The sequence below is a fragment of the Providencia sp. wls1914 genome (assembly GCF_009706645.1).
GTDB lineage: Bacteria > Pseudomonadota > Gammaproteobacteria > Enterobacterales > Enterobacteriaceae > Providencia > Providencia zhijiangensis.
In genome coordinates, this window is record NZ_WLUN01000015.1 from 215492 (window position 1) to 228192 (window position 12701).

At 44.3% G+C, this 12701-nt stretch carries 12 protein-coding genes and 1 pseudogene; 3 read left to right on the top strand and 10 right to left on the bottom strand.

Translation table 11 applies throughout. From position 1 onward, the window contains the following. Positions 1 to 30 precede the first annotated feature (30 nt). The 3 genes from yjgA (at position 31) to GKR74_RS10080 (ending at position 1283) form a co-directional block, all read left to right on the top strand. Positions 31 to 576 carry a ribosome biogenesis factor YjgA gene (yjgA, locus tag GKR74_RS10070; RefSeq protein ID WP_154603457.1) on the top strand — a complete coding sequence of 182 codons (546 nt, stop codon included), beginning with the start codon at positions 31 to 33 and terminating at the stop codon, positions 574 to 576. A gap of 156 nt (positions 577 to 732) precedes the next feature. After that, positions 733 to 966, top strand: a complete 234-nt coding sequence (locus tag GKR74_RS18185; protein ID WP_154603458.1) for a hypothetical protein — start codon at positions 733 to 735, stop codon at positions 964 to 966. Next, the gene (locus GKR74_RS10080; protein WP_154603459.1) at positions 963 to 1283 is read left to right on the top strand and encodes a low molecular weight protein tyrosine phosphatase family protein; all 321 of its coding nucleotides are present in this window, start codon (positions 963 to 965) and stop codon (positions 1281 to 1283) included. Before GKR74_RS18185 ends, GKR74_RS10080 begins: the two co-directional genes overlap by 4 nt. 70 nt (positions 1284 to 1353) lie before the next feature. On the opposite strand, the gene GKR74_RS10085 is transcribed toward GKR74_RS10080, so the two are convergent. The 10 genes and pseudogenes from GKR74_RS10085 to mreC all read right to left on the bottom strand — a co-directional run bounded on the left by GKR74_RS10085 (position 1354) and on the right by mreC (position 12637). Further along, complete coding sequence (locus GKR74_RS10085) at positions 1354 to 1917, bottom strand: RBBP9/YdeN family alpha/beta hydrolase (RefSeq protein WP_181477569.1); 564 nt, start codon at positions 1915 to 1917, stop codon at positions 1354 to 1356. 62 nt (positions 1918 to 1979) lie between these two features. After that, complete coding sequence (locus GKR74_RS10090; protein ID WP_154603460.1) at positions 1980 to 2288, bottom strand: barstar family protein; 309 nt, start codon at positions 2286 to 2288, stop codon at positions 1980 to 1982. A 12-nt stretch (positions 2289 to 2300) separates the two neighbouring features. Beyond that, positions 2301 to 2813 carry a ribonuclease domain-containing protein gene (locus GKR74_RS10095; RefSeq protein WP_154603461.1) on the bottom strand — a complete coding sequence of 171 codons (513 nt, stop codon included), beginning with the start codon at positions 2811 to 2813 and terminating at the stop codon, positions 2301 to 2303. A 93-nt stretch (positions 2814 to 2906) separates the two neighbouring features. Next, the gene (gene tldD / locus GKR74_RS10100) at positions 2907 to 4352 is read right to left on the bottom strand and encodes a metalloprotease TldD (RefSeq protein ID WP_154603462.1); all 1446 of its coding nucleotides are present in this window, start codon (positions 4350 to 4352) and stop codon (positions 2907 to 2909) included. Positions 4353 to 4372: 20 nt separating this feature from the next. Continuing rightward, positions 4373 to 5212, bottom strand: coding sequence for a deaminated glutathione amidase (gene nit1 / locus GKR74_RS10105; RefSeq protein ID WP_154603463.1), 840 nt, complete (start codon positions 5210 to 5212; stop codon positions 4373 to 4375). Beyond that, the gene (gene yhdP / locus GKR74_RS10110; RefSeq protein ID WP_336431320.1) at positions 5212 to 9009 is read right to left on the bottom strand and encodes an AsmA2 domain-containing protein YhdP; all 3798 of its coding nucleotides are present in this window, start codon (positions 9007 to 9009) and stop codon (positions 5212 to 5214) included. Before yhdP ends, nit1 begins: the two co-directional genes overlap by 1 nt. Positions 9010 to 9032: 23 nt before the next feature. Further along, positions 9033 to 10502, bottom strand: a complete 1470-nt coding sequence (gene rng, locus GKR74_RS10115; protein ID WP_154603465.1) for a ribonuclease G — start codon at positions 10500 to 10502, stop codon at positions 9033 to 9035. Continuing rightward, positions 10484 to 11086, bottom strand: a pseudogene (locus GKR74_RS10120) (Maf family protein). Before GKR74_RS10120 ends, rng begins: the two are co-directional and overlap by 19 nt. Before the next feature lie 36 nt (positions 11087 to 11122). Next, complete coding sequence (gene mreD / locus GKR74_RS10125) at positions 11123 to 11611, bottom strand: rod shape-determining protein MreD (RefSeq protein ID WP_154603467.1); 489 nt, start codon at positions 11609 to 11611, stop codon at positions 11123 to 11125. A 48-nt stretch (positions 11612 to 11659) separates the two neighbouring features. Continuing rightward, positions 11660 to 12637 (bottom strand): rod shape-determining protein MreC, encoded by a 978-nt coding sequence (gene mreC, locus GKR74_RS10130; RefSeq protein ID WP_154603468.1) that lies wholly within the window; start codon positions 12635 to 12637, stop codon positions 11660 to 11662. Between the last annotated feature and the right edge of the window lie 64 nt (positions 12638 to 12701).

Consider the following 12701-nt stretch of genomic DNA (forward strand, 5'->3'; position numbering starts at 1 on the left):
CGGCGGCGTTTAGTAAAAAGGAAAATCCCTATGGCCAAACAGCCTGAAGATTGGCTGGATGATATCCCAGCGCCCCAAGATGATGAGGACGATGAGATTATTTGGGTCAGCAAAAGCGAAATTAAACGCGATGCCGAGATCCTCAAAAAACTGGGGGCTGAACTTGTTGATTTAAGTAAAAGCGAGCTTGAGCGCATCCCATTAGACACTCAATTACTTGAGGCTATCGAATTAGCGCAAAAAATTAAGCGTGAAGGCCGTCGTCGTCAATTGCAGCTTATTGGTAAACTGCTACGTTCCCGTGAGGTTGAACCAATCACTGACGCCCTCGATAAGCTGAAAAACCGCCATAACCAGCAAGTTGTCATTATGCACAAGCTGGAAGATTTACGTAACCGTTTATTGGCTGATGGCGATGAAGTCATTGAAGAAGTCGTTGCGCTGTTCCCACAAACTGATCGCCAGCAACTGCGTGCATTAGTCCGTAATGCGAAGAAAGAGCGTGATGGAAATAAGCCACCAAAAGCATTCCGCCAGATTTTCCAATATCTGAAAGAGCTTTCTGATAGCAACTAATCATCGATTCCCCTATACCCACAGTGGTTTAGGGGAGTATTCTTAAAAACCCACCGCATTGTTGCTTGCGATACCAAATCGCACTATCATCTTCAACGTCATATTTTGACCCGTATTATCGCGGCTGCTGAACCACGATAAATTAATGAGGCAAATATGGATAACACCCGAAATAGAGCTTGGCGTCGAGCCAAAGATCGTATTAATAAATCACGCGACAATTTAAATTCACAAGAAATCCAATGTTTTACTCCAGAAAAAAACTGGAAGCATTTGTACCTTCGAAGTGAAAAATTGGCTCGTGCCGCACAACTAGGCATTGATTATCCTCAAGTGAGTAACGCACTACTTGCGCGACGTAGCCTTGAAGATATGCAAAATGACAAATGAACCTTTTATTCATCTGCAGTCGAAATCAATGGCGTAGCCCTACCGCTGAACAGATCTGGCGCAATCACCCGCGCTGGGTCACCCGTTCAGCGGGAACTAGCCGTAATGCCAAACGCCCCATCAATGTCGATCTCATTCGCTGGGCGGATGTTATTTTTGTGATGGAGCAGAAACACAAAAATCGGCTGATGGCCGACTTTTCACGTTTGCTCGAATATAAACCCATCCATGTATTGGATATTCCCGATGACTACCTATATATGGATCCTGAGCTGATTCAACTATTTGAATCCTCTGTACCGAGTTATCTAAAGTAAGTAAATTCAAAATATTCACATCCCCCTATGCGGTAAAACTCAAGCTAGTTCAAACATAAGGGGGAATATTTTAATACCAAAATCGTAAAAGATTGAGTAACGCAGGAAGTCGAGTATAGCCTTCTCTATCAAGAAAATGTCCCGCACTTTCTACCATCGTGACAGAGGTTTTTAATGCTTTTGCTAACTCAATTGAAGCATCAGGATCCACGACCCAATCATTGGAAGAGATAATCGAAGCTCGCTTATCTGTTATGCCAATCAATTTATTATAATCCAATGAAAACTGAGTATGATCAGTCAACTCAGACAACGAATCCAGCGAGCGGTCAAACCCAGAAACCAGCACATAGCCACCAATTTTAGCCCCTTCCGGCGCATTATTTTCCAGAAAACGTAATGCCGTAATACACCCTAAACTGTGCCCAACTAAAATAGTATTTTCATCAAACTGAATATTGGCATCAAGTAAACATTGCTGCCATTTTTGCGGATCAGGAGAGTTGGATTCCGGTAATGCAGGCACATCAACCGTCGCCCCTACCGCTTCTAATTCATCTTTTAACCAGTTAAACCAATTATCATTCGGTGATGCTGTATAACCATGAACAATGACAACTTTTTTACCGTCCACTTAATCGCCCTCAATATTAATTGCCATAAAAATATGGCTAAACGCAGAGTCATTGCGCAAATTTAGCATGGGGTTTGAGAAGCTTCATTATCATTATTCGTGATATCTATAAGAAAAATAAATGCTTCATCCAGCTCTTCTTCTGCTTCATTCATCAATTCAATCACCGATGAAAATTGCGTACGCTGGGCAGCCTTTAAATGGCTAAAAATCAGCGTCACGGGTAACTCTATTTCCCCAGTAATCACATCCCATAACCCATCGAGATTATGTCCAAACCATTTAGGAAGCGAGAATTTTTGCTGAAATTGCTGATAAAATGCCTCAAGGCTATCTATTTCACGAAAATCAAAAACGACGGTCTTGCTCATCGCTGCCCCCAATTATTTAACTTGTTGGAACGTTTTATAATGGTCTGTACTGACGAAGATCATCCCGTCAGAGGAATAGAGTAGACGGTCTGCACCACGGTGCCCACAACGATAATTTATATCAGCTTCAAACCACTGACGCCCCTGTGCAATAGGTAAACCTTTTTCACGGTTAGAAAAGCGGTCGCCACCGATGGCTCTACCGGGTAAAACTTCACATAAATTCCCTTTTTTAGCATCCCAACCCGCTTCTCTTGCCTGTTTTTTCGTCATATAAAATGCCGGAAGCTTTTGATATTTTTCCATAAAACTGACCACATTGTTCTGAGCGGTCAGTTGGTCAATAGTTTTTGGCGTTTCATGCGGAGTTATCGCTTCGCGGGAAGGCGGTGTACTTGATATAGTTTGCGTGGTTGATGATGTACCAGAAGATGGTTCCGGTGCGCCCTGCTCACCACCTTTAAAGTACAGGCTAATCGCAATCAAAATTGCCATTAACACTAAGGAAATAATACGTTTATTCATAACGCCTCAATTATTTTTACTGTGCAGATAAATAATCGCCCCAGTCACATTCGTAACTAGGGCGAATAAATAAAAGACTATCTTAACGTGTGATTACGCGGTGCCACCCACGGTCATTTTATCGAGTTTCAGTGTTGGTTGCCCCACACCCACTGGCACGCTTTGCCCTTCTTTACCACAAACGCCCACGCCTTTATCCAGCGCAAGGTCATTACCTACCATGGAAATCTGCTGCATAGCTTCAACACCAGAACCAATTAAGGTCGCGCCTTTCACTGGTGAGGTAATTTTACCATTTTCAATTAAGTAAGCTTCAGAGGTTGAAAACACAAATTTACCCGATGTGATATCCACCTGACCACCACCAAAATTCGGTGCATACAACCCTTTTTCAACACTGGCAATAATCTCTTCCGGTGTTGACTCACCCGCTAACATATAAGTATTTGTCATGCGAGGCATTGGTAAATGAGCGTAAGATTCACGACGCGCATTCCCAGTTGGCGCCACACCCATTAAACGCGCATTATGCTTATCTTGAATGTAATTACGTAGAATTCCATTCTCAATCAACACATTGTATTGGCCCGGAACCCCTTCATCATCAATGGCTAATGAACCGCGACGCCCCGCAATGGTTCCATCATCCACCACCGTACACAGGGAAGATGCGACTTGTTCGCCCATTTTTCCTGAGAAAACGGAGGTACCACGACGGTTAAAGTCACCTTCTAAACCATGGCCCACCGCTTCGTGGAGCAGAACTCCCGGCCAACCGGCACCTAATACTACAGGCATCATGCCTGCGGGAGCGGCAACTGCCGATAAATTCACTAACGCCATGCGTACCGCTTCACGGGCATACTGCTCCGCGACTACTTGCCCTTGATGGATTTCGAGGAAATATTCATAACCATAACGACCGCCGCCACCGCTTGCTCCGCGTTCACGTTTGCCATCATGTTCCACCAGTACACTCACCGATAAACGTACCAAAGGGCGAATATCTGCCGCTAATGTGCCATCGGTTGCAGCAACTAACACTTGTTCGTACACACCAGTTAAGCTGGCATTCACTTCAATCACGCGAGGATCTTCAGCGCGCGCCACTTGGTCAACGCGATGCAGCAATTCAATTTTCTGCTCACGCGGTAAGCTACGCAAAGGATCCGCTTCAGAATAGAGTTTTTTGTAGTCTACGTTGGTTAAAATCTGCGACTTTCCAGCGCCTTGTTCAGTGACGATACTACGGGCAGCTGTGGCACTTTGGGTAAGTGCCAGTAGTGAAATTTGGTCTGCATAGGCAAAACCTGTTTTTTCACCCGTAATCGCTCGAACCCCAACACCTTGGTCAATATTGTAGGAGCCATCTTTAATAATTCGGTCTTCTAAAACCCATGATTCATGGTAGCTAGACTGAAAAAACAGATCCCCATAATCAACACGGCGCTCAGATAGCAGCCCTAAAATATCATACAGATTATCTTGACCAAGACCGTTGGCAGCCAGCAAATGTTCGCTGACAGAAGCTAAACTCATATTCGTTACTCTTATTTAGTTTATTTTTTAATCAATGATGTTAATTGTGGTCTAAAGCGGTTATGTTTCACCACTCGGATCTGTTCACGCATCACTTTTAAGCTGTCTGGCTGGACATTCACAACCAACGCAGAAACAGCATCCACATTCTTTTTCATCACTTTACCCCAGCCATCTACGGCGAGAGTGTGTCCCCATGTACGACGCGTACCATGCACCCCAACTTGCGCTGGTGCTAAAACATAGCACTGATTTTCTATCGCACGGGCTCTTAACAGTGGCTCCCAGTGAGCTTGTCCAGTATAACGAGTAAACGCCGCAGGGACGGAAATAATCTCTGCGCCTTGTTCACGTAAAGCCTGAAATAAACCAGGGAAACGTAAATCATAACAAATGGTCAAACCTAAGCGACCTACTGGTGTATCCACCACAGTGAGGTGCTCACCACGTTGATAAATAACCGATTCGTTATACTCGCCTTGTTCATCTTCGATATTCACATCAAACATATGAATTTTATCGTAACGCGCAGTGATATTTCCTTTCGCATCAAACAGTAAGCTACTGCTGGTAATACGTTCAGGATCTTCACGGCTAATCAATGGCATTGACCCAATCAGGATCCACACATTGTAACGGATAGCCATCGCGCGGATAGCGTCTTGTAATGGGCCACGACCTTCTGTTTCAGCCTGTTTACGATAGGTTGCAGCATCAGCAAATAGCAATGCATTTTCAGGAGTAAGAACTAACTGCACGGTATCAGGCAACTGTTTAATTTGCTGCTCTATCTGTGCCAAGTTGTGTTTTGTATTCTTACCACTACATAACTGCAAAAGTGCAACATTACCCGTTTTCATTACTCTTGAGTCTCCTTAAGCTGACGTAGTACTTCATCAATTTTAGGTTCATCCAGACTACCGCTTACGCGATAGCGAATAACCGAAATTTTACTCCACAACGGACCAAGGACTTTCGATGCCGCAAATACTGCCGCGCCCGCAAACGGGTTAATCACAAATGCGGTGGCTACACCTACTGTAGCAGAAATTTCAGGGGTAATGACCGCTTCAGCATTAATTTGACGCTTAACCAGGTCAATATCGCCATTCAAGGCAATATCCGCGACTAATCCATCAATATAAAGATCCTTCGAGGTTAGAATACCTTGATTGATGACCGCATTGCCTTTAATCGAATCAAAGTCAAAGTCATTACTGAACGTATCCCGGAAATCTAACTGAAGTTTGCGCAATAATGCATCAAAACTAACTAAACGTAGTAACTGTCCAGCACGACCCCCTCCCATATGGGCAATCGCACCTTTCCCTAATTTTGCTGACATTTTCCCATTCAGTGTGGCGACATCCGGTTCCCAAGGAACCTGCGCCCAATTCAGATCAAATTCAATCGAATATGGGGAGTCGATGATCGGCACCAAGACACCAAAATATGCAGCGGTTTCATCGAACGCCTCGCCGGTAAGCGAGCCTGCAATCTCCGTCTTATTACCATCATTACTGCGCCATAGAGCATCCAGCTTTAACTCACTAGCACTATTTTTCAGTGAACCTGCGGTTAATTTTAAGGTGTGCTGTCCCACCGGCGTGACTTTCGCCGTGATTTCGCCAAGTTTTTGCCCACTCACCCAACATTCGGCGCAATGGATATTCACTTTAGGCCACTGGCTAAAGTTGAATACTTCCGATGACGTGGTCTTTTCACTTGAAACTAGCGAGCCTTCAGGATTGTAATACAGATACTCAATATTCAACGCCCATGGCTGCTGCTTCCAAATCTGTAGCTGTCCTTTTAGGTTTGCGCTTTCTACGTTGATTTGTTGTTCATCACGGTATAAATCGTAAGAGAAGCTCAAATCTTTCCAACGCTGTCCCGCCAAATAAACGGATGGCGCTTTAACTTCAAGGGTATCTGGGTAGCCAATTTGCCCCACATGCTCACTGGCTGAAGACGATAAAAAGCCACTCGCTAATTTCTCCCAATTGACATCTTCTACGGCAGGTAAATCCACCAAGATGGTCGAGCTGTTTGGTAACGCAGGAACCTGATTATTCCATGGGGCAATGTGCGCTTTCTGTAGTTTCAATGGCGAGCTGGTGAGCGACCACTGAGAGTTAAAACCAAGGCGTTGACCAATATCACCACCTACCGTTAATTGCTCCGTCGTGCCTTTCGCTTGAACATTCATCTTGCCAAGCTGTTGCAGTAGTTCAGTATTCAGCGCAGGTAACTGGCTTTTTAGCTTATTTAATCCAGCCGTAATCTCAATCTGTAAGCCTGTCGCTTGCTTGGATGATTCTGGTAACGTGATATGAATTTGGCTTTTCCAATCACTCACACCAGAGACTTTCCCTTTGATATCACTTGGCAGCATAGGAACTTTATTCAGCTCCCAATTTCCACCAAGGTTAATATCCACCAAATAATCTTTCGGCCGTGTAGACGTCGTGAAATCCAAAGAAACTGGCTGTTCTAACCATTGCCCCGTGATGTTATCACTGACTAAATCCCCATTGGTAAACTTGAAGCTGCCTGTCAATCCGTGCAATGTGCTATCGATTGGGCGTACAAACACATCATTTTTATTAAGATTAACTTGCCCTTTCGCGACAACGTCTTTTCCAGCCGATAATGGAATAGCGAGATTAAGCTTACCGGTTACGGTACCATCGATTTGTAGCTCATCCAGCGTGTCGCCAAGGGAATGTTTGAGTGGTGTATGGGTGAAATATTGTTGGATCTGTTTGCCCGTTCCACTCACTCCCGCATCGATATATAACATTTCATCGAAGTAATCATGGATCACCGCATCGAGATTTTCTGCCGTTGCATCCCCTAATTTCACCGAGTCCGTATGCATCGCTAAACTTGCACGGCTAAAGTCTAAATCGAGGTTTAAATCCAATAATGCAGGCCATTGGTCATCGTATTCGAATGTACCATCACGCAGCGGCACATACACTTGGAACTGCCCATCATTTTTATAGTAAGGGTAATGAGCGGGGTCACCTTTATATACCAACGTCGCATTTTCTACATGTCCGGCAATAATCGCTTTGGTCAGATAATCCGCGAGCTCCTGCCCCATGAGTTTTTGCGGGAAATAGCGCCAAGCTTCTCCTGCATCATCGGTGCTGATCCCCGCTAAAATAGCCAAATCGGCAATATCATGCTGTTTCGCTTTTGCGTAGCTAAAATCACCATTGGCTTTGACGGCCTTAGCTTGCAAATTCACACCAGAACTCCACAATTTGAATTCGCTGCTGTTATTGATCCAGTTTAATTTGCCGCTGGCGTTACTAATCTCAAAAGGTGCTTTAAACTCATCGCGATAATCCACGATACTATCTTTAAGCGAAAATGAGAGAACGCCTTGTTGAGCTCCGCCAATAAGTACCCCGGAGAAATGGTTTACAGAAGGAAGCTCTTTCCATTTTTTCCAGCTAACATCCTGCCAATCCATGCTGATTTGCGTATGATCTTCAGTGTCTTGCGTTAGATCGAGGGCAAATTCCGAGACTAATCCCGTCGGCTGACGATGCTGCCAATCTTGCACTAATTCTGGCGTAATAAACGAGAATGTCGGCAACACTTCACTTAAACGTTCTAGCTCAATATTTTTAGCACGAATGCGCCAGTGATCTTTATTTTGATATTTTGCCGATGAAGGCAAATACAGAACGGAGACACTCCCTTGCGGCCAGATGTATTCATTGGTTTTCAGAGTATCTAGCTCAGGAATATTAAACAGCCAACCGTTGCCTTGGCGCTTCATTCGCACCAGTAAATCATTCACTTGAAGATTTTGCGTGAGAGGCTCTTCCCCCCAGTTCGCTTCACCTTGGCGTAGCTGGATCAGACCATTATCTATACGATTATTCTTGAGGGTGATCCACGATGATAAACTGAAGTTGGCGTCCCGTAACCCCGTATTATCGCGTAGCCACTTGCTGAGCCAAGGCTGCATATCAATGTTATCGGCCTGCAAATAGAACATGCCGTCACTGAGTACGCCATTTTTATCCGACACATCCAGCTTCACTTGCAGATAACTATTTTGCTTATTTAGCGTTTCAAGGCTAACGAAACCTTGGGCGCGGTGACGGGCATCTTGGTTAAGCCATGAAAGTTCTGGCAGCAGTAACGTCATCTTTTGGTCTGATGGCGTCAAAAATGTCACTTGGCTATCTTTTAAAATAAAATGGTCAAACTGCCTTAAAAACAGGTCATCCACGCCATCATAGTTCGTCGTTTCATCTTCCGTCCCATCAAAACTAAGTGGGACTTTATAATCCACATTCAGTTGATAAAACGTCAAATCACGAAAACGCCAACGCAAAGATAATAGCGAATTCCAAATATCTAATTCGATGGTGACTTTGTTGACTTGTATATCGGTGATTGGGTTTTTGATAGCAACATCGGAGATGATAAGCTCGGGGCCATAATAGCGCCAAGCTCCTTCAATCTGACCAATATCTAGTGAGATATCACTGTGACTTTCAACGTAAGTGATAATTTCTTTGCGATAATTATCGATATTGGGTAATAGAAAACGCAAACTGGTGAGTACCAACGCACACAGCAACAATACAGCAGCGGTTGTCACGAGTACGATACGTGGCAGTCGTTTCACCAGTTTCTCCTTCAAGCAGAATGCTACATCATGACAACATCAAAGCGTTCTTGGCTATATAACGGCTCAATCTGCACTTTAACTTGTTTCCCTACAAAGATTTCAACTTCCGCTAATGCGTGAGATTCATCTCCAGTCAACACATCCACTACCGCTTTTGATGCGTAAACTAAGAATCTATCAGCATCGATTGTGCGGTGAACTCTCACGATTTCACGCAAAATTTCATAGCACACAGTTTCAACTGATTTCACCGTACCACGACCTTGGCAAGTTGGGCAGGTATCACACAGCACATGCTCCAAACTTTCACGGGTTCTTTTACGTGTCATCTCAACTAATCCTAGTTGAGAGAACCCATTAATGGTGGTTTTTACCTTATCTTTACTTAAAGCTTGTTCAAGTGAGGCTAACACACGGCGGCGATGTTCAACATCAGACATATCGATAAAGTCGATGATAATAATACCACCGAGATTTCTTAATCGTAATTGGCGCGCAATGGCTTGAGTCGCTTCAACGTTGGTATTAAAGATAGTTTCTTCTAAATTACGGTGACCAACAAATGCGCCCGTGTTGATATCGATGGTGGTCATCGCTTCAGTTTGGTCAATGATCAGATACCCGCCCGACTTCAATTCAACCTTTCTGTCCATCGCACGTTGAATTTCATTTTCCACATCGAACAAGTCAAAAATAGGTTGATTGCCTTGGTAAAGCTCAAGCTTCGCCGTCATTTCCGGCACATATTCCGCAATAAACTCTTCCAACTGCGTGTAGGTTAAACGAGAATCCACACGAATACGGTCGAGGGATGCGCCTGCAAAATCGCGAATAATGCGGTATGCCAGTGAAAGCTCACCGTAAATTTTAGTGCGCGTGACATTACGTTTTTTACGTTCAATCACTTTCGCCCATAAGCGTTTTAAAAATGCGGCATCTTGTTTGACGTCATCTTCAGCCACACCTTCTGCGGCAGTACGAATGATAAACCCGCCGTTTTCATCGCAATATTGTGCGACGCACTCTTTTAAACGCTCTCTTTCTTCTTCACTATCAATACGCTGAGACACGCCAACATGGGAAGCCCCCGGCATGAAAACCAAGTAACGAGAAGGCAGTGTAATGTCTGTGGTGAGCCTTGCGCCTTTGGTGCCTAGTGGGTCTTTAACCACTTGGACAATTAAATCTTGCCCTTGCTTTACCAACTCAGCGATATCTCTGACATGAAAGTTTTTCTGCTCATCACCTGCAATGCATTCAGTGTGAGGCATAATGTCTGAGGCGTGTAAAAAGGCTGCTTTGTCCAGACCAATATCAACAAAGGCCGCCTGCATACCGGGTAAAACGCGGCTCACACGACCTTTGTAGATATTCCCTACTAGCCCTCTTTTCGCCTCTCTTTCAACATGTATTTCTTGTAAGATCCCACCATCAATATAAGCTACGCGCGTTTCAGATGGTGTTACGTTTACTAATAGTTCCGTAGTCATGAATTCCCCTTCCCATCACCTAACGCTAAAAATCGTTGTATTAATTCTTCTGTTTCGACCAATGGTAAGCCCACCACGGCATGATAGCTGCCATTAATGCATCGAATAAAACGTCCACCGAGACCTTGGATACCGTAAGCACCGGCTTTATCCATTGGCTCGCCAGATTGTATATAATCCTGTATTTCCAGCAAAGATAACTCGCGGAATGTCACATCTGTCGTAATCAATGAGGTTAACGTCTCATGGGAGTTTGATACGGCAATGGCGGTCATTACCTGATGTGTTTTACCGGAAAGGTCACTGAGGATTTGCTGAGCATCGGCCGCATCTCGCGGTTTTTCTAATATTTTACCGTCAAGAACCACAATAGTGTCTGCACCCAAAACAGGATGATCCGCAGGGGCAATTGCTACACCTGCACGGGATTTATCTCGAGCCAAGCGCTGTACATACACCTGAGGCGATTCCCCTTCTTGCCATTTTTCTTCCACTTCGGGACGCAAGATTTCAAAGGAATAACCTAGCAGTTGGACTAATTCACGTCGTCTCGGTGAACCTGATGCAAGATAAATTAAGCTCATAAATTGTCATTCCAGTTATCATCAACGGCCACAATCTTAACATACTGAAAATTGACGGCGAATTTTTCGTAACAGTAAAAATAACCATGGCCACAGAATACCATTCACCAAACTATTCCAGAATACTTGCGGGTGGAATAAGACTTGTGATGAAAGAAATTCACCCCAGAAAACGGCAAGGTCTTGCACCACCGTTAATGCAACAATAATCAAAGCTTGCTGCCACAGTGCCATGTTACGTAAAAGCTGATGCTTGTATGCCACGAGATAACAAATGATGCTGAAGGAGAGCGCATGTACGCCCAGCGCTGATCCTTGAATAGAATCGACAATAATTCCTAAGATAAAGCTGGTGCCCACACTGACGCGATGCGGTAATGCCATTACCCAGTATATTAAAATGAGCAGTAACCACGATGGTCGGTAAAATGCCAATTGTTCAGGCCAAGGCATTACCTGCAAAATCAGTGCAATAAAAAAAGATAGCCAGATAATGATGCGCCCATTGCCGCGATACTCATCCATTATGATTTCCTCTCCATCCTTTCATCATACCGTTTCCCTCACTCTATCTTATGGTTGAGGTTGAGGCTGTGCAGGTTGCATGGACGGCGGTAATGGTGGCCCTTGAATTTCGCTCGGCGTTGGTAACACCTGCGGCAACACTTTCATTAAACGCTCATTTGCAGCACGGTAAACATCGGATGGCTGTAATGGGGTTTTCGGATCACTTTCATTGCCCCACAGCAGGAGTAAATAACGTAGACGTTGTAACTCAGCGCTTGGTCTTGCAGAAATAATGGTATAGGCACGTTGAGTATCATGTTTCACTGCTGAAACAACCGCGACAGGATACCCTTCAGGGAATCGTCCACCTAACCCCGAAGTCACTAACACATCACCAACACGAATATCCGTATTTCCAGGAAGTGGCTCTAATTGCAGATCATCCGCACAACCTGAACCCGCAGCAATAACACGGATATCATTACGTAAGACTTGCACAGGTAATGCATGGGCAGTATCGCAAATTAATAAAACGCGGCTATTAAAATTACTGGTACCAACGACCTGGCCTACCACACCTTTATCACTGATAACTGGCTGACCTTCATAAACACCGTCATTACTGCCTTTATCGATCACGACTTGGTCACGATAAGGCGTATTCGCACCTGAAATGACTTGCGTCACCATCATGTGTTCATCTTGGCGTAATGGGGAACCTAACAATTCACGTAAACGGGCATTTTCTTGTTTGAGTTGCTCAAGCAGCAAGTTATCCGCTTTTTTTAATAATAGCTCTTGGCGCAGGGCTTTATTCTCAAACTGGAGTTGATCCCGCGTTGAAAGGGTGTCAGAGATATTATCGAGGAATTGGCGTGGTCCGTTAGCTAAAAAATAGAATGGGCTAACCGCCGTGTCTAAATAATTACGGATTTTATTGAAAGGCTCAAATCGATGGTCAATCACCACCAGCACCAATGCAATTATCACTGCAATAAAAATGCGTAACTGTAGGGAAGGACCTCGCCTAAAAATTGGCTTCATGTATGGCTAAGTTTCGCTAATGGTCGGAGAATAAAAAAATAGTCAAAGCAACTGAAGCTAAAAA